24 protein-coding genes and 1 pseudogene are annotated in these 26,976 nt (G+C 67.9%); 14 read left to right on the forward strand and 11 right to left on the reverse strand.

Translation table 11 applies throughout. The features are described 5' to 3' along the window. Positions 1 to 136: 136 nt before the first annotated feature. Genes OHA64_RS47115 through OHA64_RS47125 form a run of 3 tightly spaced genes read left to right on the forward strand, consistent with a single transcriptional unit; the run spans position 137 to position 3,695 of the window. Positions 137 to 661: a PadR family transcriptional regulator gene (locus OHA64_RS47115; RefSeq protein ID WP_405623503.1), complete on the forward strand. Its 525-nt coding sequence runs from the start codon at positions 137 to 139 to the stop codon at positions 659 to 661. Further along, positions 658 to 1,350, forward strand: coding sequence for an ABC transporter ATP-binding protein (locus OHA64_RS47120; RefSeq protein ID WP_405623505.1), 693 nt, complete (start codon positions 658 to 660; stop codon positions 1,348 to 1,350). The genes OHA64_RS47115 and OHA64_RS47120 overlap by 4 nt, the downstream gene beginning before the upstream one ends. Next, positions 1,347 to 3,695 (forward strand): ABC transporter permease, encoded by a 2,349-nt coding sequence (locus OHA64_RS47125; protein WP_405623507.1) that lies wholly within the window; start codon positions 1,347 to 1,349, stop codon positions 3,693 to 3,695. The genes OHA64_RS47120 and OHA64_RS47125 overlap by 4 nt, the downstream gene beginning before the upstream one ends. Positions 3,696 to 4,467: 772 nt before the next feature. Here the strand turns inward: OHA64_RS47125 and OHA64_RS47130 are convergent. The 4 genes from OHA64_RS47130 to OHA64_RS47145 form a co-directional block, all read right to left on the reverse strand. Next, complete coding sequence (locus tag OHA64_RS47130) at positions 4,468 to 4,827, reverse strand: hypothetical protein (RefSeq protein WP_405623510.1); 360 nt, start codon at positions 4,825 to 4,827, stop codon at positions 4,468 to 4,470. 296 nt (positions 4,828 to 5,123) lie between these two features. After that, complete coding sequence (locus tag OHA64_RS47135) at positions 5,124 to 5,675, reverse strand: AAA family ATPase (RefSeq protein WP_405623511.1); 552 nt, start codon at positions 5,673 to 5,675, stop codon at positions 5,124 to 5,126. Beyond that, complete coding sequence (locus OHA64_RS47140) at positions 5,672 to 6,052, reverse strand: hypothetical protein (RefSeq protein WP_405623512.1); 381 nt, start codon at positions 6,050 to 6,052, stop codon at positions 5,672 to 5,674. Before OHA64_RS47140 ends, OHA64_RS47135 begins: the two co-directional genes overlap by 4 nt. A gap of 113 nt (positions 6,053 to 6,165) precedes the next feature. Further along, positions 6,166 to 6,801, reverse strand: coding sequence for a TetR/AcrR family transcriptional regulator (locus tag OHA64_RS47145; RefSeq protein WP_405623513.1), 636 nt, complete (start codon positions 6,799 to 6,801; stop codon positions 6,166 to 6,168). 170 nt (positions 6,802 to 6,971) lie between these two features. Here OHA64_RS47145 and OHA64_RS47150 point away from each other — a divergent pair, with 170 nt between their 5' ends. From OHA64_RS47150 to uidA, 4 genes are all read left to right on the forward strand, one after another. Next, positions 6,972 to 8,264 (forward strand): sugar ABC transporter substrate-binding protein, encoded by a 1,293-nt coding sequence (locus OHA64_RS47150; protein ID WP_405623514.1) that lies wholly within the window; start codon positions 6,972 to 6,974, stop codon positions 8,262 to 8,264. Beyond that, on the forward strand, positions 8,261 to 9,214 hold the full coding sequence (locus OHA64_RS47155) for a carbohydrate ABC transporter permease (protein ID WP_405623515.1): 954 nt from the start codon (positions 8,261 to 8,263) through the stop codon (positions 9,212 to 9,214). The genes OHA64_RS47150 and OHA64_RS47155 overlap by 4 nt, the downstream gene beginning before the upstream one ends. Before the next feature lies 1 nt (position 9,215). Beyond that, entirely contained in the window at positions 9,216 to 10,091 is an 876-nt protein-coding gene (locus OHA64_RS47160; protein WP_405623516.1) for a carbohydrate ABC transporter permease, read from the forward strand. 122 nt (positions 10,092 to 10,213) lie between these two features. Continuing rightward, a complete protein-coding gene (uidA, locus tag OHA64_RS47165) occupies positions 10,214 to 12,004 on the forward strand; it encodes a beta-glucuronidase (RefSeq protein ID WP_405623517.1) in 1,791 nt (596 codons plus the stop codon). A 268-nt stretch (positions 12,005 to 12,272) separates the two neighbouring features. On the opposite strand, the gene OHA64_RS47170 is transcribed toward uidA, so the two are convergent. Then, positions 12,273 to 12,704 carry an NUDIX domain-containing protein gene (locus OHA64_RS47170; RefSeq protein ID WP_405624412.1) on the reverse strand — a complete coding sequence of 144 codons (432 nt, stop codon included), beginning with the start codon at positions 12,702 to 12,704 and terminating at the stop codon, positions 12,273 to 12,275. 3 nt (positions 12,705 to 12,707) lie between these two features. On the opposite strand from OHA64_RS47170, the gene OHA64_RS47175 reads away from it, so the two are divergent. From OHA64_RS47175 to OHA64_RS47185, 3 genes are all read left to right on the forward strand, one after another. Further along, positions 12,708 to 13,046 (forward strand): hypothetical protein, encoded by a 339-nt coding sequence (locus tag OHA64_RS47175; protein ID WP_405624457.1) that lies wholly within the window; start codon positions 12,708 to 12,710, stop codon positions 13,044 to 13,046. 162 nt (positions 13,047 to 13,208) lie between these two features. Next, a complete protein-coding gene (locus OHA64_RS47180) occupies positions 13,209 to 14,243 on the forward strand; it encodes a M4 family metallopeptidase (protein WP_405623518.1) in 1,035 nt (344 codons plus the stop codon). Positions 14,244 to 14,254: 11 nt separating this feature from the next. Continuing rightward, positions 14,255 to 14,530: a protealysin inhibitor emfourin gene (locus OHA64_RS47185; RefSeq protein ID WP_405623519.1), complete on the forward strand. Its 276-nt coding sequence runs from the start codon at positions 14,255 to 14,257 to the stop codon at positions 14,528 to 14,530. A gap of 536 nt (positions 14,531 to 15,066) precedes the next feature. Here the strand turns inward: OHA64_RS47185 and OHA64_RS47190 are convergent. From OHA64_RS47190 to OHA64_RS47205, 4 genes are all read right to left on the reverse strand, one after another. Further along, a complete protein-coding gene (locus OHA64_RS47190) occupies positions 15,067 to 16,263 on the reverse strand; it encodes an MFS transporter (protein WP_405623520.1) in 1,197 nt (398 codons plus the stop codon). A gap of 157 nt (positions 16,264 to 16,420) precedes the next feature. Next, positions 16,421 to 17,476 (reverse strand): GDSL-type esterase/lipase family protein, encoded by a 1,056-nt coding sequence (locus OHA64_RS47195; RefSeq protein ID WP_405623521.1) that lies wholly within the window; start codon positions 17,474 to 17,476, stop codon positions 16,421 to 16,423. Positions 17,477 to 18,160: 684 nt separating this feature from the next. Further along, on the reverse strand, positions 18,161 to 19,225 hold the full coding sequence (locus OHA64_RS47200; protein WP_405623522.1) for a DUF6215 domain-containing protein: 1,065 nt from the start codon (positions 19,223 to 19,225) through the stop codon (positions 18,161 to 18,163). Positions 19,226 to 19,957: 732 nt separating this feature from the next. Continuing rightward, on the reverse strand, positions 19,958 to 20,692 hold the full coding sequence (locus OHA64_RS47205; protein ID WP_405623523.1) for a heparin lyase I family protein: 735 nt from the start codon (positions 20,690 to 20,692) through the stop codon (positions 19,958 to 19,960). A gap of 149 nt (positions 20,693 to 20,841) precedes the next feature. Here OHA64_RS47205 and OHA64_RS47210 point away from each other — a divergent pair, with 149 nt between their 5' ends. Then, positions 20,842 to 21,153 (forward strand): hypothetical protein, encoded by a 312-nt coding sequence (locus tag OHA64_RS47210; protein WP_405623524.1) that lies wholly within the window; start codon positions 20,842 to 20,844, stop codon positions 21,151 to 21,153. Positions 21,154 to 21,234: 81 nt separating this feature from the next. Here OHA64_RS47210 and OHA64_RS47215 read toward each other — a convergent pair whose 3' ends face one another. Next, positions 21,235 to 21,993, reverse strand: coding sequence for a DUF4232 domain-containing protein (locus OHA64_RS47215; protein ID WP_405623525.1), 759 nt, complete (start codon positions 21,991 to 21,993; stop codon positions 21,235 to 21,237). Positions 21,994 to 22,495: 502 nt separating this feature from the next. On the opposite strand from OHA64_RS47215, the gene OHA64_RS47220 reads away from it, so the two are divergent. The 3 genes and pseudogenes from OHA64_RS47220 to OHA64_RS47230 form a co-directional block, all read left to right on the forward strand. Next, a complete protein-coding gene (locus OHA64_RS47220) occupies positions 22,496 to 23,455 on the forward strand; it encodes a DUF1152 domain-containing protein (RefSeq protein ID WP_405623526.1) in 960 nt (319 codons plus the stop codon). A gap of 212 nt (positions 23,456 to 23,667) precedes the next feature. Further along, entirely contained in the window at positions 23,668 to 24,042 is a 375-nt protein-coding gene (locus OHA64_RS47225; RefSeq protein ID WP_405623527.1) for a VOC family protein, read from the forward strand. A 149-nt stretch (positions 24,043 to 24,191) separates the two neighbouring features. Continuing rightward, positions 24,192 to 24,427 (forward strand): annotated as a pseudogene (locus OHA64_RS47230) (4-hydroxy-2-oxovalerate aldolase); the annotation flags it as partial. A gap of 44 nt (positions 24,428 to 24,471) precedes the next feature. On the opposite strand, the gene OHA64_RS47235 reads toward OHA64_RS47230, so the two are convergent. Then, on the reverse strand, positions 24,472 to 26,790 hold the full coding sequence (locus OHA64_RS47235; protein ID WP_405623528.1) for a protein kinase domain-containing protein: 2,319 nt from the start codon (positions 26,788 to 26,790) through the stop codon (positions 24,472 to 24,474). Between the last annotated feature and the right edge of the window lie 186 nt (positions 26,791 to 26,976).

Genomic DNA, 26,976 nt, shown 5'->3' on the forward strand with positions numbered 1-26,976 from the left:
CGGAGGGCCCGGCTGTTCCCGCAGACACCCCGACGCACTTCTGGGCCCCTCTCCCTCCTGCACGGCCGTACGCCCGGTCCTGAGCTATGCACGCCGCGTATACATGCGGCGTATACGTTGTGTGTATAGTGTGCTCATGTCCATCGGTCACACCCTTTTGGGGCTCCTGGAGTCCGGCCCGCGACACGGTTACGACCTGAAGCGGGCCTTCGACGAGACGTTCGGTCACGACCGGCCGCTGCACTACGGCCAGGTCTACTCGACGATGTCCCGGCTGCTGAAGAACGGCCTCGTCGAGGTCGACGGGATCGAGGCCGGCGGCGGCCCGGAGCGCAAGCGCTACGCGATCACCGACGCCGGCATCACCGACGTGGAGCAGTGGCTGGCGACCCCGCAGAGGCCGGAGGAGTACCTCCAGTCGGCCCTCTACACCAAAGTCGTCCTCGCGCTGCTCACCCACCGCGACGCCGCCGACATCCTGGACACCCAACGCTCCGAGCACCTGCGCAGCATGCGCATCCTGACCGACCGCAAGCGCAAGGGCGATCTGGCGGACCAGCTGATCTGCGACCACGCCCTCTTCCACCTGGAGGCCGACCTGCGCTGGCTGGAACTGACCGCCGCCCGACTCGACAAACTCCGTGAGGCTGTAGCCCGATGACCACTTCTCCTCCTGGTTCCCTGCTCACCGCGCAGGACCTGCGCAAGACCTACGGGCACACCCACGCCCTCGACGGCGCCGAGTTCTCCATCCACCCCGGCGAGGTCGTCGCCATCATGGGCCCCTCCGGCTCCGGCAAGTCGACGCTGCTGCACTGCCTCGCGGGCATCCTGCCGCCCGACTCCGGGTCGATCACCTTCAACGGGCGCGAGGTGACGACGATGAGCGACGCCCAGCGCAGCGCGTTGCGCCGCTCCGAGTTCGGCTTCGTGTTCCAGTTCGGGCAGCTCGTGCCGGAACTGACCTGCGTGGAGAACGTCGCCCTGCCGCTCAGGCTGAACGGCACCTCCCGCAAGGCAGCCGAGCGGGCGGCGCTCGGCTGGATGGAACGCCTGGAGGTCGACGACCTGAAGGGCAAGCGGCCCGGCGAGGTCTCCGGCGGCCAGGGCCAGCGCGTCGCCGTCGCCCGCGCGCTGGTCACCGGCCCCCGGGTGCTGTTCGCCGACGAACCGACCGGCGCGCTCGACTCCTACAACGGCGAGCGCGTGATGGAACTGCTCACCGAGGCGGCCCGCTCCACCAACGCCGCCGTCGTCCTCGTCACCCACGAGACACGGGTGGCCGCCTACTCCGACCGCGAGATCGTCGTACGCGACGGCAAGTCCCGGGACATGGAGCGCGCCATATGAGTCCGCGCCGGCAGTGGTCCAGAGACCTGGCCCTGGGAGCTCGGTTCTCCGTCACCGGCGGCCGTGAGGGCTGGGTCCGAATGACGTTGACAGCGGTCGGCGTGGGCCTCGGCGTGGCCCTGCTCCTGTTGTGCACCGCGATGCCCAACGTGCTCGCCTCCCGCAGCAAGGTGGAGGACGCCCGCTACGCCAGCATGTACTCCCAGACGGTCCCGCCCAAGGCCGACAACACGCTCCTGATCGCCGACGCCGACACCACCTGGCACGACGACGACATCCGGGGCCGGATCGTCGAGCCCGAGGGCAGGCGGGCACCGCTGCCCCCGGGGGTCGACCGCTTCCCGGGCAAGGGCGAGATGGTGGTCTCCCCCGCGCTCAGGGACCTGCTGGACTCGGACGACGCGAAACTGCTGCGGGAGCGCCTGCCGTACAAGATCACCGGCATGATCGGCGAGAGCGGGCTGATCGGCTCGCACGAACTGGCTTACTACGCGGGCGCCTCGGGGTTGAAGGTCACGGACACCGCCCTGGTGACGCGGCTGACCAAGTTCGGCAAACCGGACGCGGCGCCCGAGAAGACCGACCCGGTGCTGCTGCTCATGGTCCTGGTCGTGTTCGTGGTGCTGCTGACGCCGGTCGCCGTGTTCATCGCCGCCGCCGTCCGCTTCGGCGGTGAACGCCGCGACCGCCGCCTCGCCGCGCTGCGCCTGGTCGGATCCGACCGGGGGATGACCCGGCGGATCGCGGCGGGCGAGGCGCTTGCCGGAGCCCTGCTCGGCCTGGCCGTGGGCACCGGCTTCTTCTTGCTAGGCCGCCAGAAGCTGGGCACCGGCGAGTTGCTGGGTGTGAGCGTCTGGCCCAGCTACCTCGACCCCACTCCCGCGCTTGCCGCGCTGGTCGCGGTGGCGGTGCCGGTCGCCGCGGTGCTGGTCACGCTGCTCGCGATGCGCGGCGTGGTCGTCGAACCCCTCGGTGTCGTGCGCGCGGCCAAGCAGCGCAGCCGCCGGCTGTGGTGGCGGCTGCTGCCGCCTCTGGCCGGCCTCGGGATGCTCTACCCGATGATCGGTCAAGGCCACAAGAACGGAAACTTCAACCAGTACCTCGTCATCGGCGGCGTCGTGATGTTGCTGATCGGCGTCACCGCCCTGCTGCCCTGGGTCGTGGAGGCGGTCGTCGTCCGGCTCGGCAAGGGCCCGCTGTCCTGGCAGCTGGCCGTGCGACGGCTGCAGCTGAGCAGCGGCACTGCCGCCCGCATGGTCAACGGCATCGCCGTGGCGGTGGCCGGGGCCATCGCGCTGCAGATGCTCTTCACGGGAACGCAGAGCCAGTACACCGAGAGCACCGGCCAGGACACCAGCCGGGTCCAGATGCAGGTCGACTTCAGCGACCCCAAGCCGCTGTCCGGCATCGAGCGCGAATTCACCGGCACCAAGGGCGTCAAGGCCGCGGTGGCCCTGGCCAGCTCCCAGTACGGGGACACACGTCGCGACCCGGAGAACAGCCGCGGCTTGACCGTGGGTAACTGCGCCGCCCTGCGCGAACTCGCCACATTGCCCTCCTGCAAGAACGGTGACGTGTTCGTCACGCGAACGCGGAGCGGCTACGAGGACCCCAACAACGCATCCGAAATCGCCCTGGTGCAGTCCGGTCGGCCGCTCTACATCGACCCGTCGTACGAGGGCGCCGAACGGGGCCTCGAGGTGGCCTGGACCGTTCCGGCGAACATTCGGGAGGTGAACGCGCGCAAGGACTCACTGCAGGACTACGACAGTCTGCTGGTCACCCCCGCCGCCCTGCCCCACAAGGCCGCGCCCGCGGTGATCTCGGACGGTGTCTACCTGCGTCTGGACCCCTCGGTGCCGGACTCACGGGAGTACGTACGCAACGTTGCCGCCCGCGTTGACCCCCTGGCACAAACCTTCGGCTGGTCCGTTTCCCAGGAGGACGCCAAGTACACCTCCATCCGCACCGGTCTGTTCGTCGGCTCCGCCTTCGTGCTGGCACTGATCGGAGCGAGCCTGCTGGTCTCCCAGCTGGAACAGCTGCGCGAACGCAAGAAGCTGCTCTCCGCGCTGGTCGCCTTCGGCACCCGGCGCCGCACACTCAGCCTGTCCGTCCTGTGGCAGACAGCCCTCCCCGTCGGACTCGGTCTCGTACTGGCCACGACGGTGGGCGTCACCCTCGGCGTGCTGCTGCTGAAGATGACCCGTACACCGGTGACCATGGACTGGGCGAGCGTGCTCACCATGACCGGCGTGGGCGCGGCCGTGGTCGCCATGGTCACGCTGCTCAGCCTGCCGCCGCTACTGCGCATGATGCGCCCAGCGGGCCTGCGCACGGAATAACCCTCACACGTCCCATGAAGTGGGCCCCTCCTACCAGGAGGGGCCCACTCCTGCACGCAGGCCAGCCCGGTCGACGTCGGCACAGTCATCGTCAGGGCGCCCTCGGCGCACAGCAGGATCCTCATCCGAGGCCAACACCCCACCAGACGGCGTCGGCCGGGAGCCTGCCGACCGGGACAAGGCAGAACTCCGCGGCCGGACGGCTCGCCGCGTCGACTCGCCGCGTCAAACAGAGCAGGTGTGTCGAGCATCGACGACAGGGGCGTCTTCATCTTGTCGGTGGTGGTCAGCTTCGACACCGACTTGATGGGCGTGCAGCTCTACCCGTTCGTACACCAGAAGGTCTAGCTCGTCAGCTTCCACTCCGCCGGCCCGGAGCCGGACCTCGAGCTGTTCGACGACTCCGAGGGTCAGTCCAGCCAGGTGCGTCCCTGTTGCCATGCGTGAGGCGGTGGACCGGCGGACCGCTGGACCGGTGGCCTGAGCCCTGGTCGGAGGAGGCCGGCCTCCCGGTCCCCCAGTGGTTCCTCGCCCTGGGGCCGGCCCGTCGACGAGGACGAGGAGCAGCAGCCCGCCGATGGATGGCGGCCCGCGAGCCGCGGCTGCAGTAGCCCGGCCGTGTCGTCGAGCTGGTCAAGGGCGGCCAACAGGACGCCCTTGCTGTCCCGAGGGTGGACGTGCGGCGCCCCGCCGCCGGATGTCCGGGGCGGGGCGCCGACGGCCGTGGGGCCGGGTTGTGTGGGTCGTACGGCCCTGCGGCCTGCGGGTGGGGTCAGTACGCGCAGATGGCGTAGACGCTGATGCCGACCGAGGTGTAACCGTCCTGGCGGCCGATGCCGACCCAGGCCTTGCCGTCCGGCGTGGGGAAGCTGCCGACGAGGACAGCGCCGTTGCCCTGGGCTTCGGCGCCCCCGCCGATGACGCGCTTGCCCGCCGGGCAGGAGAGGGTGCGCCGCTGGAAGTTCGGGACGTTCGCGTTGGGGAGCGTGACGATCTGGTAGCCGTCGACGACTCGGGCCTGTGCGGGCTTGGCGGCCGGGGCCTGGCTGGGGGATGCCTGGGCGGCCCAGCCGATACCGGTTGCCAGCGTGAGCGCCAGTGCGCCCGCGGTGAGGGCCCGGGTACCTCGCATGATGTCTCCTCTTGGCCGTGCGGGACGCCTTGGGTGGTGTCTCGCTGCGGGGGCAACGTTGTCGGATCAGCGAGGGCGCCGACGCGGCTTCCGTGGTCAAACGCCCTGATCGTGCGAGGTGGGGGTGCGGGGTGAAGTGGGGGGCTCAGGCGGCGCAGCCGGGCCGGGGCCGCCGTCCCCGACTGCCGAGAGTCCGCCGCGCAGGCCACCGCGTCGCGGCGTCCTGGCCTGCGGCTATGGCCTGAGTGAAGGCCAGGCGGTGGGATTCGTGCCGGTTTGGATGAGCCGGACTGAGGTCAGTTCACGAGGGCACGGCGGCCTGCTTCGCGGACGATGCGATCGGCGGTCTGGTCGGGAGTGAGGGCCGCGGTGTCGAACCACCAGCCGACGTCGCCGAATTCGCGTTTCATGTCGGCTTCGAGGGCTTCGTAGCCGTCGAAGTCGAACCGTTCACGTGGATCCCTGATGGTGTTGCGGTATTGGCAGACCTCGATGCCCGGCGTGAGGACGACGAACAAGACCTGGCGAGGCGTGAGGAGATCGAGGAAGAAGTCCAGCTTCTCGCGGGAGGGGATCACCGCGTCGATCAGGGGTGTGAAGCCGGCGTCGGCGAAGTTGTTCGCCAGCGTGCACAGATTGCGGTGCAACAGCTCGACTTGCCGTGCTGCTTCGTCGGCGGGTTCGCCGAGGGCCCAGACGAATCCGCTGACTATCATCCTGTTGAGTTCATCGCCGTCGAGCCGGGCGGAACGTGACAGCCGCTCAGCGACGAGCCTGGTCACGGTCGACTTCCCGGCGCCCGGCATCCCTGTCACAATCAGGCAGTTCGGCGCTCCAGCAGTGGTCATGTCGGCATGGTGTCAGCGTGCTCGCTGGGCGGCAATCGACACCAGCTCAGCAGGCTGATCTGCCACGACCCCTGTGCGGTGGGCGTGGTAATCGACTCCGGTCCGTGAAGGCAGTCGTGACCGCTGGGAAGTACTCCTGCGGTCACGATGCGGGCAAGAAGACCAATGGCCGCGCGAGCAGGTGACGCGCTCATCGCGCTCTCTGGTTCCCGTGCAGACACCGGGATCACAAACAGTGTATTCAGCTTGTCCTTCAACGTCTGTGCCTGTTGGTCGATGGCAGCCGGGGCTTGCTGACTTCGGCCCGGTTGAGCTCCGCAGCCTGCGAGGATCGCTCCATGACGGGTACTCAATTCGACGTCGACGATGACGGGCACGCGGGCTACCTCGGCCGCTGAAGCGCCTGAAGCGCCTGAAGCGCCTGAAGCGCTTGCCGAACCTCGGCGCCGGGGCGAAATCCAACTCGAACTTGATCGCTCACAGGGTGTTGCTACGGGTGCCGCCGGTCACCGACGGCAGGATCGCCCAGCAGATCCTCCAAGCCGGCCGAGATCCCGCCCATGAGATCACGCCGCGGGTCGATGAGCCACTGGAGCTGGAGGCCGTCCCACATCGCGACAAGAGCCGCCGCGATCAGCTCGGGGTGCCTCCGGTTCGAGATACGACCCAGGTCCTGGTCCCTGCGTACCGCGGTCGTGAAAACTGTGACGACCCGCTCGTACCTGTCACGGAACCACTCGTGCGCCGGGTGGTCGGGAGCCGAGGCCTCGGCGGCCATCAGAGCGAGGAGCCGCAGCATCTCCTGTCGTTCCAGATTGCGGCGGACGTACCGCAGGACCGCGTAGGTCACGCCCTTTTCACGGCTGTCCGACTCGAAGGCGTCGCCGCTCGCGGCGTCGGCGTTCTCGAGGACGGCCACGAGGAGCTCGCTCTTGCTGGGAAAGTGGTGCACGACGCTGGTCAGGCTGACGTCGAGCTGCTTGGCGATCTCCCTCAGGGACCCCCCACGGTAACCGCGAGCCGCGAACACGGCGGTCGCTGACGCGACGATATCGGCCCTGCGTTGTGCGCTCTTGGCGTATGGGCCTCGGCGAGTGGCCGGACGGGCCGCCGTCTTCTCGGTCATGCCCCCACCCTAAGCGGGCGGTGCGGGGCAGTGTCCGGCCGATAATCCGCCATCGTCACTTCGGCTGAAAGTATGGCACCTGTTCGGTTTTCGCTGTACGGTCTCGCTGACCCACACCACGTCGTGCGGTAGAGCCGCTCACGCATCCACCGGGTGGAGAGGAGACGAGGATGTCCACCTCACATTTGTCGAAAGCGCTCATCGGCGGTCTGGCCGCCACACTCGTTCTGGCCGGTTGCGGCCGGTCCGATACACAAGGCGGTGGGGGAGCCACGGGCGCTCCCATCAGCAACTCACCTGCCAAGGGCGAGATCAACGTCTGGGCCATGGGTACCGAGGGCGAGCGCCTGCCCGAGTTGGCCGCGCGCTTCCAGAAGGTCAACCCGGACGCGAAGGTGAAGGTCACGGCCATCCCGTGGCAGGACTACGCCAAGAAGGTCGAAACGGCGATCGCCTCCCAGGACACGCCGGACGCCACGCTCGTCGGATCTGCCGACCTGACGAACTTCGCCTCGACAGGCGGACTCGAGCAGGTGCCGGCCGGCCTCGTCGACACCTCGTCCTTTTACCGAGGCGCCGCTCAGAGCACCACCTACGACGGGGGCACGTACGGCGTTCCCTGGTATGTGGACACCCGCGTCCTGTTCTACCGCAAGGACCTGGCACAGGCTGCCGGAGTCTCCGCGCCGAAGACCTGGAAGGAGTACGGCCCGTTCCTCAAGGCCCTCCAGAAGAAGGGCGCGAAGTGGGGCCTGGCGCTGCCCACCGGCGTGGCGGCGAGCTGGCAGGGCGTCCTGCCCTTCATGTGGCAGGCCGGTGCGCATCTCATGAACGAGAACGGCACCGAGTTCACCTTCGACACACCCGAGGCGCTCAAGGGGCTGGAGTACTACCAGTCGTTCTTCACATCGAAGACCTCAACCCGCAACGGGGCGGTGAGTCTCGGGGAGATCGAGCCGCAGTTCGTCGCCGGTTCCACCGCCGCACTCGTCTCGGGCCCCTGGGAAACGGCACTGCTGAAGGGGGCGGGAGGAGCGGACTTCGTCAAGGACAAGGTGGGGGTCGCCACGCTCCCGAAGGGAGCGACGTCCAACGCCAGCTTCATCGGGGGAGGGCACTGGGCGGTGTTCAAGAACGCGAAGAACCGCGACGGTGCCTGGAAGTTCATCCGGTGGCTCTCCCAGCCCGACATCCAGCAGGACTGGTACGAACAGTCCGGAGACCTTCCCGCCGTCCAGGCGGCCTGGGATGAGGGGAAGCTCAAGTCGGACCCGACGCTGGCCGTCTTCCGATCCCAGCTCCAGACCGCGCTGCCCGGCCCGACCGTCACCACGTGGAAGCAGATCTCCGCGGTCATCGATGCCGAGATCGAGAAGGTGGCCAAGGGAGTCTCGTCGCCGAAGGCGGCCCTTGAACGGATTCAGGTGAAAGCGTCCGCGATCGGAACAGGGCAGTCCCGATGACCACGGCCACCTCCCTGAAACCCGTACGCGAGAGGGCTTCCACCAGGAAGCCGGCGCAACGGTCGAAGCACGGTTCCGGACGCCTGCGGCGCACACTGATCGCCTGGGCCTTCTGCTCACCCTTCGTCCTGCTGTTCGCCACGTTCGGCATCTGGCCCGTCTTTTCATCACTGTCGATGAGCGTTACCGACATCACCAGCAGGGACGTGCAGACGCCCTTCAGCGTCAACTTCGTCGGCCTGGAGAACTACACAGCGCTCTTCGACGATCCCACCTTCGTCCGCGCAGCGTTGAACACGCTCTATTTCGTCGCCGTGGGCATACCACTGACGATGGGGATCTCTCTCGCCGTCGCCGTCGCACTCAACTCCGGGATCCAGCGCGCGAAGGGCTTCTTCCGGGTCGCCTACTTCGCTCCGGTCGTGACGAGCATCGTGGCGGTGGCGGTCGTATGGAGGTACCTCTACAAGCCCGACGGGATGATCAACTCGGTCCTGTCCGTAGTGGGAATCTCAGGGCCGGACTGGCTGAACGATCCCAACTGGTCCATGCCCGCCCTCATACTGATGGCCGTCTGGCGGCACTTCGGCATCCCCATGGTGATCTTCCTGGCGGGACTGCAGTCGATACCGCCAGAACTGCACGAGGCGGCCGTTGTGGACGGCGCGTCCCGCTGGCGGGCCTTCCGCAGTGTGACCTTGCCGCTGCTCCGGCCCACCACGCTGGTGGTCGCCATCCTGCTCAGCATCAGCTACCTCCAGTTCTTCGAGGAACCGTTCGTCATGACGAGCGGCGGGCCCTTGGACAGCACGACGTCGATCAGCTTCTACGCCTACCAGCAATTCGGGTTCGGGAACTACGGAGTGGCATCGGCCGCGTCCTATGTGCTGGTCACCGCGATCGCCCTACTGAGCCTTCTTCAGTTCCGCATCTTCCGAGCGAGGGCCTGACATGACCGCCACCACCACAACGACAGGACCGGCCTTCCGGGACCGGCATCCGTCCCGGCGAGTCCCCACAGCTCGTCTCGTTCTCTACGGCGCCCTCGTGCTCGGACTCCTCGCGACACTGGCGCCCTTTGCCTGGATGTTCCTCGGCTCGGTGAAACCGACGGGTGAGATCGTCGCCCATCCCAGTTCCTGGCTTCCGCGGTCCCCGACCTTCGCCAATTTCCAACAACTGCTGTCGAAGCAGAGCTTCGGACTCTACTTCTTGAACAGCACGCTCGTCGCGGTGGCTTGTGTGCTGGGAAACCTGCTGTTCTGCTCGATGGCCGGATACGCCTTCGCGAAGATCGAGTTCGCGGGGAAGCGTCTGCTGTTCGGCCTTGTCCTCACCATGCTGATCATCCCCGGCGTCACGACCTTCGTCCCCCTGTTCGTGCTCGTCAGCAACATGGGCCTGGGCAACTCCTACCTCGGGCTCATCCTGCCCTTCCTCGTGACACCGTTCGGCGTGTTCATCATGCGGCAGTTCATCCGGGACATCCCGGACGCCCTCGTCGAGGCGGCGCGCCTCGACGGTGCGGGCGAATCCCGGATCTTTCTCAGGGTGATCCTGCCGTTGACACGGCCGGCGCTGGCGACACTGGCGATCCTCACCTTCCTCGCGCAGTGGAACAACTTCCTGTGGCCGCTCGTCATCGCGCAGACCGAGGACCACTACACGCTGCCCGTCGCCCTCGCCCTCTTCTCCACGGGAGCCAACGGCACCAACTACGGCCTGCTGCTGGCCGGGGCGGTCACGGTCGTCACACCGATCATCCTGCTCTTCCTCGCCCTGCAACGACACTTCATCCAGGGCATCGCCAACACCGGCATCAAGTAGACCGGCCCGCGCCCGACGAAGCCGGTCCCCACAAGCGCCGACAGCCCCCGGGCGCCCTTCATTTCATTGCTGCCCTTTCGACTGCCGCGTCGACACGCGCACACAGAACAGGAGAACCAACCATGCTTCGTCCCCAGGACGGCCCCACTCGTGAACGCCGCTCTCTCGGCGGCCTGTGGAGCTTCCGCCTGGACGCGGAGGGTGCCGGCCGTGCCGAGGGCTGGTGGCGCTCGCGGCTCGCGGGCGCCGTGGACATCCCGGTGCCGGCCAGCTACAACGACATCTTCCCGGACAAGACCGTCCGTGACCATGTCGGGGACGTCTGGTACCAGACGCAGGTATGGGTTCCTGACCGGTGGGCGGGGGAACGGACGGTACTCCGCTTCGACGCCGCGACGCATCGCGCCGTGGCCTGGGTCAACGATGTCGAGGTCGCCCGGCACGAAGGCGGTTACACCCCCTTCGAGGCCGACGTCACGGCGCACCTGCGGCCGGGTGCCGAGAACCGTGTCACCGTCGTGGTCAACAACGAACTGACCTGGGAGTCGATACCGCCCGGCCGAGTGGAGGAACGAGCGGACGGCCGCCGGGTGCAGCACTACTTCCAGGACTTCTTCAACTACGCGGGGCTGCACCGGCCCGTGTGGCTGTACACCACGCCCCCGGTCCACATCACCGACATCACCGTGACCACCAGCTTGCAGGACACGACCGGCCTCGTCGGCTACCGCGTGGACAGCGGCGCACAAGCCGAAGAGCACGTGGTGCGCGTCTCGCTGCGCGACGCCTCCGGGGTCGAGGTTCATGCCGCCACCGGGGCGGAGGGGACCCTCAGGATCGAAGACGTGCACCCTTGGGCGCCCGGCGACGGCTACCTCTACGAACTCGAGGCCACGCTGTGGAGCACCTCCGGCGACCTCGTCGACAGTTACCGGCAGTCCGTGGGCGTGCGCACGGTGGAGGTACGGGGCAAGGAATTCCTGATCAACGGAATCCCCTTCTATTTCAAGGGTTTCGGCAAACACGAGGACGCCGCCGTGCGCGGCAGGGCTCACGACGACACCCTGATGGTGCATGACTTCGCCCTGCTGGAGTGGACCGGCGCGAACTCGTTCCGCACCTCGCACTACCCCTATGCCGAGGAGGTGCTGGACTACGCGGACCGACAGGGTGTGGTGGTCATCGACGAGACGGCGGCCGTCGGCCTGAACCTGAACATCGCGGGAGGTGTCTTCGGCTCCGGCCGGAAGGCGTCGACGTTCTCGCCCGACACCGTGGGTGAGAGCACACAACGCACTCACCTGCAGGCGGTGAGGGAGCTCGTGGAGCGCGACAAGAACCATCCGAGTGTCGTGCTGTGGTCCATCGCCAACGAGCCGGACAACGTCCAACCGGAGGCGCGCGACTACTTCGCACCTCTGGCGGCCGAGGCGCGCCGGCTGGATCCCTCACGGCCCGTCGCCTACGTCAACGCGCTCATGGGGAAACCGGACCAGTGCGTGGTCACCGACCTGTTCGACGTCGTGCTCCTCAACCGTTACTACGGCTGGTACTTCGGCCCCGACGACCTGGCCACGGCCGAGACGGAGTTGGAGGCGGAACTGCGCCAGTGGGCCGCGCACGACAAGCCCATCGTCATCACCGAGTACGGAGCGGACGCCTACCCCGGACTGCGCAGCGCCGTACCCAGCCCGTGGACCGAGGAGTACCAGACCGAACTGCTCGACGTGTATCACCGGGTGTTCGACCGTGTCGACGCGGTCGTCGGCGAACAGGTCTGGAACTTCGCCGACTTCGCCACCGCACCCGGTGTCTTCCGTGTCGACGGCAACAAGAAGGGAGTGTTCACCCGCGAACGTCGGCCGAAGGGCGCGGCGTTCAGTCTGCGCGCCCGCTGGCGGAAGGCCGACTAGGGTTCGACCAGGGTGGGTTTCGTGAGTACTGGTCTCGGCCCGGACTTTACCTCGAAGGCCTGGGGATCTTCGCCCGGGCCCGAGCGTCAACTGGCTCCACAGCTGCAGGAGTTCACCGCAGTCCGCTGATCCGCGAGATCCGGCACGGCAATGAGAAACGAAAAAGGGGGCGTTCCCGTCCGGCTACCGGCCCTGGGGCAGCCAGCCGGACGGAATCAGCCATGACTCCTGGTGAACCGGGTGTTGCCGACTCGGCCCAGGCGCGCGCTCAACCGCGTTCCCTGAGCCATCCGGCGCACCGCTCCATACAGAGGCGATCTTCGGAGAACCAGCCCTGCCACGGCTCATCCAGCCGCAGCCAGGCAGCAGGCTGGCCCTCTTCGGGGACCAGCTCCGCGCCCCGATCGACGACCGTCATGAAGGACACCCCCATGGTGGCCGACCAGCCGGGATGATAGGAGCGCACGGTGACAGCCGCCGGCGTCCCGAGCAGTTCCGCCCGTACGCCGGTCTCCTCGTACAACTCCCGACGGGCCGCCTCTCGTGGCGTCTCTCCGGGATCGACCCTGCCGCCGGGCGGTACCCATCCGCGCCAGCGGTGCCGCACCAGCAAGACATGCGTCAAGGGCCGGTCGAATACCCAGGCCTCGGTGGCCAGCGGACCATCACGTGCCGCTTCCGGGCGAAGCAGCCAATCCAACGCATGGTCGTGCTCGACAAGAGCCTGACGTGCATCATCGATCGCAGCGTCAAGGGCGCGTTGCTCTATCAGATGGTGGGTCACCTGGCGGAGGGTACGTCAACCCACTACGGCTACGACATCTACCTGCGTCCCCGGAACGTGGCCAGGGCGTTGGCCAATCTGGCCGAGCTGGCGCCAGCGACCCGTGCCGTGCCGCCGCTTGAGATCAGACTGCCTGACGGTGACCGGCTCGTCGTCCCCCTTCACATCCCACTTCAAGAGCGAGCCGGTCGACTGCTCCAGCAGCGCGCTCAAGCTCGACATGACCATGATGTGGCGCAGTCGGTGCGGCGGTACTGATCCCGCGCAGCCACGCTCCGCATGCGCAACTCCGCCCACCGGCGCAGAATAAGAGGCATGGGACTTGTCCGGCCCGCGTGACTACGCGGCCCCCGCTCCGAGTCCCCGGTGCAGGGGACTCGTGACTCTCCTCAAGCAGCCCTCTAAGAAGGAGGGACCCCTATGCGCCCCGTCTGCGGCATCCTCCCGCCGTACATTCTCGAAAAGCTGGCCGAGGCGGCGGACCATCCCGACGCCCGCGAGGCAGCCCGGGAAACGCTCGCCGTTGCCGCCGACTTCCGGCAGAACCGGATCGACACGCCGAGCCTGGCGGCACCCGCCCCGCCCACGCAGTACGTCCTGACGCGAACCATCTACGACACCAACAACAGCATGGCGCTACCCGGCAACGTGGTCAGGGCAGAAGGCGGCGCCCCCATGCTGGACGGCACCGTCAACCGTGCCTACGAAAGCCTCGGTCTCACCTTCACGTTCTTTCAGAACGTCTACGGGCGCCACTCCATCGACGACGCCAACCTGCCGCTGGATGCGACGGTCCACTACCGTCGCCGGTTCAACAACGCCCTCTGGGACAGCAGTCAAATGATCTTCGGAGACGGTGACGGTCGCGTCTTCAACGACTTCACCCTCTCCCACGACATCATCGCCCACGAACTCTCGCACGGGGTCACGCAGTACACCGCCGGCTTCGTCTACCAGGACGAGTCGGGCGCCCTCAACGAGTCGGTCTCGGATGTCTTCGGCTCGCTGGTGAAGCAGTACGTGCGACAGCAGAGGGCTGATCAGGCCGACTGGCTGATCGGGGCGGGCCTGTTCACCCCGGCGGTGCGCGGGCAGGCCCTGCGGTCCATGAAGGACCCAGGTTCGGCCTTCGACGACCCACAGCTGGGCGGCAAGGACAAACAGCCGAAGCACATGAGCGGCTATATCCGCACCACGAACGACAACGGCGGCGTCCACGACAACTCCGGCATCCCCAACCAAGCCTTCTACCTGACCGCGACCGCCATAGGCGGCTTCGCCTGGGAGAAGGCGGGACGCATCTGGTACGAGACGATGAGCTCCGGGCAGCTCTCCCAGAACTGCACCTTCCGGGAGTTCGCGGAAGCCACGGCGAGCACAGCCAAGCAGCTCTACAACTCGGGGAGTGAGCTTGCTGCGGTGGAAGACGCGTGGCGGGCCGTCGGCGTCCTGTGAGCCCCCACGCCATGCACATCCGGCTGGTCAGAAGCGGTGGCCTGCTCGGCATGCCACGCCGGGCCGACGTGGACACCTCCGGGCGGCCTGACGGGGCGGAGCTGGAACGGCTCGCGCACGAGGTCCTCGCCGAGCCACACAACCGGCCCCCGGCCGGGCCGGGTGTGCCCGACGCCTACCACTACACGCTGACCGTGGACGACCAGCCCCCGCTCGAGTTCACCGATCCCGGACTGACGGAGGGGCAGCTCCAGCTGGTCGAGCGCGTTCTCGGGGAAGGCTTCTGAGTCGAGTAGCCCATCACGTTCTCCTGCGTACGAGTACTCAGTGACGGTTTGGTGACCCCCTTCGCGACCATGCCCCCTTCGTCCGTTGACCTGACCGGTGCCGTCGCCGGCCAGGTCCATACACGTATCCGCCCCTCCTGTGACTGGCGGGCGGATGGCCGTGCCTCCCGATCCGACATCTGGACGGCGAGGGCTACAGATGTGCACCACGTGCCGTGGACTTCCAATGGGCCGATTGCGGGGCCGCCGACGGTCGCTTCACGCCCGCCGGTGACAGCCGGGCCGCAGTGTTCCTCAAGCACGGGTGGGCCACAGCATGCGACGCCCTGCCACCCCTTCCCGATCGTCACAAGTCACCGCGCCAGCCGGTGAGTTGTCCGGCCGCGCTCATGGCAGTCGCCAATTGGACTGGGCAGGCCCATGTGGTCTTCAGGCGCGAGCTGCTGTCCAAGGGCGGCGGCGTCGACCCGCTCATTGGCGTACGCAGCGTTCAGAGGCGCGCGCCGCGCGTGGAGCCGCTGTTGGACGACGCGGACTCACGACGCCACGGACACCGGCTCCTTCCGCCACGGCCTGAGCAGGACGACAGTGAACGCGGCGAACGCGCCCAGGCAGAGGAAGACCGGGCGGATGCCGACCATCGATGCCACCAGGCCCCCGACGATCGCGCCCAGAGGCGCCGAGCCGATCCCGACAACCTGGAACGCGGAGTTCACACGGCCGAGAAGATCGTTCGGTACGGACCGTTGACGCATGGAGATGACCTTCACTCCGAAGAGGGTGCCGACCGCACTTCCCGCAGTCATCAGGGTCCCGATGACCCATACATCGAGCGAGAGACCGGGAGCCGCGATGGTGATCAGCAGCCCTGCGACGCCGACCGCAACCGCATTGGACTCACCGAGCAGTCGGGAGATGCGCGCGGCGACCGAACTGCCGATCATCGATCCCACACCCAGTGCCGACAGCAGCACCCCATACTGGCCCGTCGTCAGCTCAAGTGGGCCGGGGCTCACCGCATACGTCACCAACAGCCCGGCATTGGCACCCGATGCGAAGTTCATGACGCCCACCGAGAGCGCGGCGCGGCGCAGCCAGGAGTTGGTGGTGACGGCCGACACCCCGGCCCGTAGTTCGCTCCGGATCTGGCGGAAGGACCAGGGCTCGCGGGTGTCCCCTCTGCTGTCCGCGGTCGCAGGGGTCGATACCCCTGCGATCACGTAGCACGCGCCGATGAGTCCTATCAGGGTGAACTCGGTCCGCCCGAACAAGATCCCGGCCGCTGCCGGTCCCACCAACGTATTTGCGATCACCTGCGAGACGGATATCCGCCCGTACGAGGTCTCCAGTTGCTCATCCAGGACCACCTGGGAGACCGCGCTCTGGGCGCTCAGGTCCGCCGCCACCTCCGCGACTCCGTAGACGAGAGCCAGCGCGACCAGCAGAGCGACACTCGCATAGTCGGCCAGCGTCACCGTCAGGAGGACGAAGGTGGCGAGAACCCGTACCGCATTCGCCGTACGGATGATCGAGGATCTGTTCAGCCGGTCGACGAAGACGCCGATGACCAGACTTCCGAACAACCATGGGAGGTAGCTCGATGCGACAACGAGGGACACTTCGAAGCCGGAGGCGCCCCAGGCCAAAGCCAGGAGCGGTAGCAGGACATGAAGAAGTCCGTCGCCGAAGTTGGATGAAGCGGTGGATGCCCAGAGGCGGTAGAACTTGGTCACGTTCGACTCTCTGTGATGTGACGCCAGCCGTCGGCAGAGGGTAGGGCGACGGACAGGACCTTTCTGCCCTCCCGCAGTATCAGCCCGCGTTCGGCGAGGTCTGAGACCATGGCCAGGACCGATTGTTCGACAGATCGGCGTGGACTCAGTCAAACCCTCACCAAGACGCCGAACACGTGGCCGTCGCCGAAGGCGTGCCCGCCGCAGCCGACGTACTCGCGAGGAAGCCGAATGTGGTGCTCGCCCCCGCCGTCACCGTGCCGTTCCACCCGGCGTTGCGCACCGTCGTCCCGGTCAGCGCGCCGTTCCAGACCTGGGTGAGCCGGCTGTCGGTTGGGAGCGCGAGAGTCACCGCCCAGGAAGAGATCGCCGCCGTGGATGAGGTGTTGGTGACCGTCACTTCACCCTGGTAGCCGCCCTGCCACACGGACACCGCCCGGAAGGTGGCCGAGCAGCCACCGCTCCCGGGGCCTCCGGGGTCCCCCGGGTTCCCCGGGGTGAGCAGGGCCGACAGCGCCGGGTACCAGCGGGCCGCCATCTTGGTGTCGCCGGAGGCGTTGGGGTGGACGCCGTCGTAGGTGTCGGCGGCAGTGTCGAAGCCTGTCCACTGGTCGACGACGGTTACTGGCGACTGCGCGGTGGTGATGCCATTTGCCCAAGCCGGAATGCGCTGGTTGAAGGCCACTGTACGAGCGGCGCACTCGGCGCAGCTGTTCGGATTGATCGGGATGAGCTGGGCGACCAGCACCTTCATCGCCGGGTTGCTGGCACGCATCTGGCCGACCAGCTTGGTGTACGCGGCGAGGATGGTGTCCGGCGCGATACTGCTCCAGACGTCGTTGGTGCCGAAGTGCATGACAACGATGTCCGGCCGGGTCGCCGCCAGCCATCCGGGCAGCAGGTTCTGGTCGGCGGTGGCGGTGGCCTGGAAGCCGCCGTGGCCTTCGTTGTCGGCGTCGTGCGTGAGGGCGCAACTCTGGGCGTTCAGTGTGCCGACGAAGTCGATGTCGGTGTAACCGGCGTCCTGGAGCTGGTTCCAGAGGAGAGAGCGCCAGCAGCCCGGGGAGCCGGTGATGGAGTCGCCGAGCGGCATGATCCGTACCGGGGTCGCGGCGGCGGCGGACGGGGCGCCGGCCAGGCCGAAACCGGCGGCGAAGACGAGCAGAGCGGCCAGGAAAGTAGCGAGGAGATGGTGATGGTGTCTGCTGCGCACGGGGTGTCCTTCCCGAAGAGTGGGGCGGAGCGGGGAGTGCGGAACGCCGGGTATGGGAGCGCTCCCATGTCAACGTATTGTTCATCAAGCCACCGTTGTCGCTGACACGTCAATACCCCGGACAGGGCTCGGACTCTGCGCACTCGGTGCAGCCGGCACTCCATTCCAAGGTGAGCCCAGGCGTCGAGGTCTCGAAGCCGAGTGGAGCGCGAAGCTGGTGAGGACGGGCAGTTGACGGGAGTCGACGCCGTCGGTCCAGGCGGGAGCGTGCCGCCAAGGCGCGCGGTAGGACCAGTCCAGCGGCGCCCTGCACAAGGACGCCATCACAAGAACATTTCCCGACACCCGTACCGAGGCGGAGACGGTGATTGCCATAACGGCCGCGCTCAGTCGGTTGCGCGTCGGCGGGGCCGCCGCGTCCCTGCCGACGTCAATGGGGCGGTGATGTCAACGGGGGAGTGGTTGGGAGCTGGTCGCGTCCGCGTCGAGGCTTCTTGGGACCGGGCAGCCCCATGGAAGTGCCCGGCCGACCCCGTGGCGGCGATCACTATCAGCGACGGCCATGGTCAAGACGAACGTCTGCTTGCCAGGATGCGCCTCCCGGCCTTCGTCGTGTCCGAAGTGGCAGTGGAGCTGGACTCGGCGACCCCGACGACGGATCCGTGGAAATATGTTCTCGGCGTCTCATCGGACGGACCGTTCGGGGATCGTCGGTAGAACCTTTTCAGCGATGTCGAGGAGAACGCTGTCGTTCGGGAGGGCTCCGGACGTGCTCCACACGGTGATGTCGCAGTAGCCGCCCTGGTCATTGCGGTCCAGGGCCACGGACAGCGTCCTGGCCAGGGGACCTTGTTCGACTGGTCCGCCGGAACTGCCGCTCCCGAGATTGATCTCGATCTTCATGGTGTGATCCGAGGAGAAGACCGCGGGCCGACCTAGAACCCTAAGCGTCCTGACGTCCTTCTCATTCCCGAACTTCATCAGCTTGACGTACTGGTCAGTCGACAGGTCGTTGTAAGTGGCCGAGACATTCACGGTGTAGGTGTCGAACTTGACCTCGGCCTCCGGCTGCGCCACCTTCCCATCAGTCAGAGGAGCGGTGTTGTTGGTGCCGGAAGCAGTGGTCGCGGTCTCTTCAGGTGTTCCAAGGAGCTTGGCCAGGTCTGGCCGGTTGAGCGCCTTGCACAGCTCTTCACCGGTCACAGGCTGGGGCGTCTGCTTGTAGGCCTTCGGCAGCTCCTCGTGTTCCCCGTCTGAACACGAGGCGGGCTGAGGGGTGTTGTCGTCGGACGGCATCACGCGTGGGGCCACCCACAGCGCGGCCGCGAGTGCCCCGAACACGGCCACGGCCGCGACGGCCTGGCCCCATGCGTTGGGCTCCTTCTCCGAGGTGTCCGGGCCGGGACGCGGCCCAATTCCGGCCTGGGCCTGGGCCTGGGCTTGAGTCTGGGCCTGGGTTTGGGTCTGGGTCTGGGTTTGGGTCTGGGTCTGAGGTTGGGCGGCAGCATCGACTGTCACCCGGTCTGCGGCGGCCGCCGGAGTCAGGCTGCGGCGTGCGCGCAGTGCCCGGACCACCGTGTGGACGCGTATTGCGGTGAACACGAGGAACACCGCGCCGATACCGGCCGCGACCCGATCGTGATCGCGGACGGCGAGATACATGATGCGTACGCCGAAAACGGACCCGACCGCGATGAGCAGGGGCTCGCGGACCCAGAACGGCAGGAGACGGAGGAGGAAACCGAGCATCCGGTGATCTCACCAGGACAAGACCACATTCGCTGTGGTGGAAGCCACAGTTCCGGGCATATGCAGCGCCCGCCTCAGGAAGAGGCGCCAAGCAGGCGATCCCGAGATCACTATCGGGACGGCAGCGGGGGCAGGCGCCTGCGGCCAGGTCCTCGCCTTCGGCGTCCTCTGAGCTGTCCGCGGTATTGAGTCCGAGGCCATGTCGATCTCGGGATGGCGGGTGCACTCACTCGCCGCGATCTTCCATGTGCCGCGCGAAGTGACGTTCTTCGGGGAGGAGTTCAGCGTGCTGTTTACCGGTCTCGATCAGCGGATGGACGACCTGGGCGTACCAGAAGGCCACGCTCTTCCTGGCCGCCGGTGTGCTGCGACGTGGTCACCATGGGCGCGGCGCCGGTGAGGGCGTGCTTAGGCAGGTGCCGGCGGAGGCGTCCCCTACGGAGCCGCGGCGGGAGGTGAAGTGGCTCGGGACGCTCTGGCAACGCAGGCCTCCTTTTGGGGCAAGTAGGGGTCGATCACCGGGGCAGGCCGCCGTAGCGGGACACCAACTTGGTCATCTCGGCGGAGGCGTCGGCGGGGAAGCCGTTGCCCCGCTGGGTGTACGACGCGGCATATCAGGACGGCGCGCCGACCGCTGCCCAGCTCCACCAGTTCGACATCCGCGCTGGTAGAACATCAGACGGGTCTCGGAGTCCGCCCTGCAGGACAGCGATCGTGAGTCATGGGCGGGGATCAGTCCACGTCGTTGTATGTGGTTCCGGCCTTGAGGTCGTCGATGTAGTTGATGACGTTGCTTCCCTGTGCCCCGTAGGTGCCCCACTTCGGGTCGTTGCTGCTGTCGAAGGTGCGGCAGGCCCACTGCGTGGTGCCGTCGCTGAATGTCTGGCGTTTGCCGTTGAGGTAGAGCTCGACCCATCCGCCCTTGGTCGCGTCGGACAAGTGCAGCCCGATCGCGTAGCGGTTCCACTGGCCGGCCGAGACGGGCGCCGACCAGATCGTGTAGACCTTGCCGTCGGGCTGACGCTGGATCACCGTGGCGCGGCCGCTGATCATCTTCAGCACGACCGGCCAGTTCTGGACGTGATCGCCGTAGGACTTCCACTGGAAGTTGGCGTTGTTGTCCACAGTGCTGGACAGCTTGCTCGACCAGCCGAACCAGTAGGTCTTCCCGTTCTGGAAGGTGTACTTCGCGCCGTCGACCTTGATGCCGTGGCTCTCGCAGCGGTTGCTGCCGCTCGGCTTGCTGTACTTCCAGATCGTGCCACGCTGCGCGTCGTTCGTTGTGGTGATGCTGCCGGGGGCGTCACAGTTCAGCAGCCCGAAGACGCCGGTGCCGCCGGAGGCATCGCCGGTCCAGATGGAGGCGGCCTGAGCCGGCCATGCGAGCGCGAGTATGCCGACGGCGCTGCCGACGGGTAACGCTGACCACAGCGTCCTCGTACGAGGTGTCATGGGTCGAATGGGCATCTTGGCTCCTTCTGGGGGCTCTTCTGAGGCGGGCTGGGACCGTAGCCGATTGGCATGAGCAGGTCCATACTTTTGACGGTGCCGTCGATGCCCGCCAACTGCCGGACGCCACAGGCTTCGCACTCCACCTGCTTCGAGACTCTGACGCCGTGACGCCAGGCCTCAGCCCGCAACAGCAGCTGCTCACGCCCGAGGGCTGGTGCCGCGATCTGCCGCTGCTCGCCCCGCCGGGCGTCCAGGACGCCATGGGTGCGGCCATCCCGTCGGGCGGCACGGGCCCAATCCCTCATTCCCTGGCCGCCCTGCCGGTGTGGGCACAGGACCACCTCTCGGCAGGAGGCTCGCCAACGCCGGGCGGGCCGCTCACCACGGTCCCGGACGGTGGTGTGCCGTGGGGCATGCTTCATTCAGACCGGCAGGCGCGTGAGGCCGAGGGGTCTCGCGTGGCCAGTGCCCTGTGAGGGGCCCCGGGACCCCCGGGATCTCCGGGGCCCCTCGATCGCGGTGGCAGGCCTCAGGGCAGCCGGCGTCTGGCCGCCCCGTCAGTGGGCGAACAGCGGCGACACGGCAGCCTCCGAACTGTCGTTCCAATATGTCACGCGGGCCTTGTCGTCCACGCGCACGCCGCCCTTCGGCATCTCCAGGAGCACACCCTCGCCGGTGTTGTTGTCAGGGCTCTGACCGTGCGGTGCGAGCGCCATGTTCTTCACGAGGGTGCTGACGTCGTTGGTGCTCTGGCGCAGAAGCAGACCCGCGTACGCCTCCTTGCCGGGGGTGAGGGTCACCTCCGTCTGCGGCTTGGAGTTCTTGAAGACCCCGACGAGCTGGCCGTGGCCGTCCTCCAGCCGGAGTACCGGGTAGGTCCGCAGCTTGCACGGCTTGGTGCTGGTGTTGGTGACGATCAACAGGAGCTTCGAGTCGTCCTTCGTGGGAGGCACGGCCCACTCCACCTTGACGTCGGTCGAGTCGTCGGGGCAGTTGCCGTTGATGCCCTTCGGGTCGCCGGCGGCCTCGCCCGGACGTCCCGGCGCGGACGGCTTGGCAGAGGACGCTGCGGAGGTCGAGGAGGCAGTCGGCGTGGGCGCGGAGACGGAAGGCTGGGCAGAGGACGGCGTGGAGGTCGAGGAGGCAACCGACGTGGGCGCGGAGACGGAAGGGGAGGTGGAGGACTTCGGCGACGGGGTGTTGCCGGCCTTGTCGTCGCTCGGCTCGCAGGCCGTGGCGGCCAGGAGTGCGGCGGCGGCGAGGCCAAGGGCGCCGAGCGTCCGGGCGCGGGTGGTCTTGCGGAAAGTGCGCATCATGAGCCCCCGTGGCTGCTGACGTACTGGGATGGGTCTTGACAGGATGCTCGCCCTGGCTCCGGATTCACGCCCCCCGCAAGGACTGTTACGGCTCTCGCACAGGACGGTGACGGTTGCGACGAGCGGCCAACACGGACTCGAGCGCGGCCCCGCGCCGCCGATACGGCCATCCGACCGGATCAGTCCCGGACAGCCGCAGCAGAGCGAACGCGACGAAGTGAGTCGGCCACTCGCCCGCCGCCCGGGCTGTGCCGGCGACGCGCCGCCGCAGCCGGTCCTGCAGTTGCTCGAAGGCGAGACGACCCGCGGCGTCCACACGACCAGCTCGCCGCTTATGCGAACTGTTCAGGTGTCTCATGAGCGGGTGCCGGCCAGGGCCGTCACCGCAACAGGTCGACCTGACAGTCGAGCGTCGGAGGCTTTGACTCCTGTCGCTCCGGAACTCCGTCGTCAGGCGAGAACTCGGGAGCGCCCGGGGCCGGGTCACGGGACAATGGTCGGCATGACGTCTCTCCACACCAACCCACTCTTCACTCGGCTTGCCGATGCCGAACGGATCCTCGTCGCGGGTGCGGGTGGCGGATTCGACATCTACTCCGGCCTGCCGTTGGCTCTTTCCCTCCTGCACCAGGGCAAGCAGGTGCATCTCGCGAACCTCTCCTTCAGCGCACTCGAGGGTCTTCCGATAGACGACTGGGTCGCCCCCGACCTGGTCGCGATCACTCCCGACTCCGCTTTGCACCAGAGCTATTTCCCCGAGCGGACCCTTGCTCAGTGGCTGCGCCAGCACGGCTACCCGTTCACGGTGTACGCCTTCCCCCAAACCGGGGTGCGTCCCCTGCGCGCCGCCTACCAAGCACTGATCGAGCTGCACCGCGTCGACGCCGTGGTGCTGGTTGACGGTGGTACGGACATTCTGATGCGCGGTGACGAAGCCGGGCTCGGCACTCCGGAAGAGGACCTGGCCAGCGTGGCGGCGCTGGCCGCGCTGGACGGTATACCGACCCGCCTCGTCGTCTCGGTCGGCTTCGGTGTGGACGCGTACCACGGCGTCAACCACGCGCAGGTGTTGGAGAATATCGCCGCGCTGGAGCGCGACGGCGCGTACCTCGGGGCGTTCTCGATATCGCGTGCCACCCGTGAGGGCGCTCTCTACCTCGACGCGGTGACACACGCCCAGCACCACACCCCGGAGCACCCCAGCATCGTGAACGGTTCCATCGCGGCAGCCGTGCGCGGCTCGTTCGGCGACGTCCGGTTCACTGATCGCACCCGGGGCAGCGAGTTGTTCGTGAACCCGCTGATGTCCCTGTACTTCGCCTTCGACCTGCCAGGCCTGGCAGCCCGCTGCCTCTATCTGGATCGGATCGAGGACACCCACCTGATGCGCCAAGTCCATTCGCGAATCGCCGAGTTCCGCGAATCCACCGTCACTCGCCCGCCTCGCCGCTTCCCTCACTAGGGACCAGGCCGACTGTGGATGTCGCCCTCTCAGTGCCGCGCCTTGAGCGTAGCGTCACCTGCCGCACGTCGACGGAGACCAAGGGCCGGAAGCCGTCCCGCTTCGGTGATGCGCTGGTGAACTGTCCAGCGATACTGGCCGGCGTCACGTCGATCACACGATGGCGGGACACCACGTTGCGTGAGAACGAGTGTCGGGGCAAGGCTGGATACATGACTGCAACGCTCGGTGCCTTTGTTCTCGGTACTCCCGATCCTCCCGCGCTGGCCGACTTCTACCGGGCCCTGCTCGGCTGGCAGGAAGTCGATCGACAGCCGGAATGGGTTCGTCTGAAGGCTCCGGACCAGGAACGCCCCAGTCTCAGCTTCCAGTTGGAGACGGATCACACTCCTCCGACGTGGCCGCAGGGCCCGGGCACTCAGCAGATGCAGGCGCACGTGGACCTGCAAGTCGATGACCTGGAGGCGGAGACCGAACGGGCTTGCGCCCTGGGCGCGACGCTGCAGGAGTGTCAGCCTCAGAAGGACGTGCGGGTCCTCCGCGACCCTCACGGCCATCCGTTCTGCCTCTTCCTTCCGGGTGCCTGAGGGCCGCCGACTCGGAGCCGGGAGATCCAGAACTCGCGCCTTCAAGAGCCAACCGTGGACAACGGAATCGGGCAGACGGACGCTACAGAGCCCTGTCGATAACTTGGGCTCCGCGGCCCCACCCGGCCCGGGCGAGGGCATCGATAAGTTCAGGCGCACAGGCGGTCGGCAACATGGACTCCGGCGGCCACTCACCTGCCGACCGACGTGACCGAGCGCATCCGCGCCATCACCGTGGCGGTGGCCATGCCCGTGATCTTCCACGGGCACAACAACCTGGGCATGGCAGCCGCCAATTCGGTTGCCGCCGTCACCGCGGCGCGGCGCCACCGTCATCGACGGCTGCGCACGCGGTCTTGGCGCCGGAGCAGCCCACCTCAGATTGGCCAGGGGCCATCTCCAGTACCGTCGAAGGCCGGTTCCTGGTCCTCAGGTGACGGGCAGTCCGTAGGCCCGGTCGAAGTGCTGGGCCACAAGGTGTCCGGCACCGTCGCAGGAGAGCTGCCAGTCGTTGACGCCCGTCTCGCGGCCGTCGGTGAAGTTCCACAGCAGACGGCCCGAGGCGGCGTCGATCGCGTAGAAGCCGTTCCTGTTCTCGAAGGCCGGCACGTGGACGGCGTGCGCCCCCACCGCGATCGCGTGGTCAACGTTGAGGCGGGGGGTCTCGCAGAACCAGCGTCGCGCGCCGGTTGCCGCGTTGAAGGCGTGGACGCCGTAGGGATCGGTGCCCGTGGCGTAGACCGTGTTGCCGCCCGCCCCCAGGGAGGCGAACATGCCGCGTTCCGCCTTCGCCTTCCAGCGGAGCTTTCCGGTGGCGAGGTCCAGGGCGATGAACTCGGAGCCGATGGCGAAGACCGTTCCGCCGAGCACCGCGAGCCCCGGCCGCAGGTCGTAGCCCACCGGGTGCCGCCAGCGCAGGCCACCGCCGTCGCGGGTGCTGCGGACCGTGACATTGCGCAGCCCGTCGGCGTAGACGAAGTAGTCGGAAGTGATGACGGGCTTGAGGGGAACGCCGACGTCCTCGGGGTCGATCGGTATGACGACGGCCCGGCGGGCCCTGAGGTCGACGCCGAAGACCGCGCTGGTGGAGGTCGCGACGCCCTGCTCCTCTGACCGGCGTTCCAGCCTGGCGCCGAGGACGGAGACGACATTACCGTCGTATCCGCCGAGGAGTTGATCGAACTGGAAGTCCCGGCCGAAGTCGAGGGTGAACTTCTCGGCGCCGCCGGCCAGGTCGACGCCGATCACAGTCGCACCGGTGCCGAGGGCGACCGCGGCGCCGTTGGCCAGCAGGACGGGACTGGGCGACAGGCTGATGCCCTGGTAGACCCATTCGGGCTGGGATCCGTTCCTCAGGTCGAGGCAGATCATGTTGCCCGGGCGGCTCTTCAGCAGGGCCGTGCCGTTGTTGAAGACGGCCGGGGTCTGGAGCAGCGGGCCGCCGCGGTAGACCCAGGTCGGCTCGGGGGCGGGGCCGGGCCGACGCGCCCGCTGCCTGCCCGTCCTTCGTCCGACGACGAGGGCGGTGCCCCCGACGAGGGCCGCGCATGCGGTCACGGCGAGGAAGGTGCGCCGACCGAGACGGGAGCGTTCGGGGGCACGGCGGTGCGCGGGTGCGGCGGAACGTCCCGTCGCCGATTCCGCCGGTTCCATCGATTCGGCCGTGGCCGCCGGGGGTCTCCGTTCCGGCGGCTCGCCGGCGGGCGGCGCTCCACCGGTGGCTCCGGCTCCGCCGGCGGCGCGGTTGTGGGCGTTGTGGGCGTCCCCGCCCAGGAGGATGCGGTCCGGGTCTGCCGCGCCGTCTTCGCCGTCGGTCCCGTGCGACGACGGCCTAACCGGCGTCCGGCCCGACCCGTATCGGGCGGACGTGGCGGGAGCCCCGGCGGCGGCTGCGTCGGCCGCGGGCCGTGCGGGGGTCATGGTCCGCGCGAGGCGGTAGAGATCCGTCGCGGCCGCCCGGCGGTCGTCGACCATGGCGGCCACCCGAGCGGGCAGCCAGCCCTCCGTCAGCACCTGTTCGGCACCGCCGGGCGCGCAGGCCGCAGAGAGCCGGTCGGGGCTGATACGAAGGGCCGGGTCCTTGGCGTGACAGAGGCTGATGATTTTATCCAGTGGCTCGGGCACCAGGGTCAGATCGGCCGAACCGTGGACCACTTGGTAGAGCAGGGCGGCCGCGGCGGCACCACTGAACGGCGCGTGTCCCGACGCCGCGAACGCGAGCACCGAGCCGAGACAGAAGACGTCTCCCTCTGGTCCCACCGGATGGCCGGTGGCCTGTTCGGGACAGACGTAGTCGAGCGAGCCGAACAGGCCACCGGAGCCGGTGAGCTGGTAGCCGTCCCGGGCCCGGACGATGCCGAAGTCGATGACGCGCGGACCGTCCGCGGCGAGCAGCACGTTGGACGGTTTGAGGTCGCGGTGCACCAGCCCCTCGGCATGCACCGCGATCAGCGCCTCGGCGATGCCCGCGCCCAGCGCGAGGACCGTCTCCACCGGCAGCGGCCCGTGTGCGGCAACCGCCTCGGCCACGGTGGGGCCGGGTACGTAGGCGGTGGCGAGCCATGGCGTCTCGTCATCCGGCGCGGCGTCCACCACGGACGCCGTGTACACGCCGCCGACCGCCGCCGCGGCCGCCACCTCGCGCCGGAAGCGGATCCGGAAGTTCTTGTCCTCGGCCATCTCGGGACGGATGACCTTGACCGCGACGGTGCGGCCGGCCGGCGAGGTGGCCAGATAGACCCGGCCCATCCCGCCTGCTCCAAGACGGGCCACCGGACGGTAGGGCCCTAGCTGCTCGGGATCTTCTGGGTGCAGTGGTTGCATGCCCTCGGCCGCCTGTTCTCGGTGGTACGGGCGGGAGTTCCGCCCACACCGCGGGGGAAGGCCCTGTGGGGGGTCTGGCAGCAGACTAGAGGCTGAAACAGCCCGTGAGAG

The sequence above is a fragment of the Streptomyces sp. NBC_00076 genome, assembly GCF_045041235.1.
Taxonomy (GTDB): domain Bacteria; phylum Actinomycetota; class Actinomycetes; order Streptomycetales; family Streptomycetaceae; genus Streptomyces.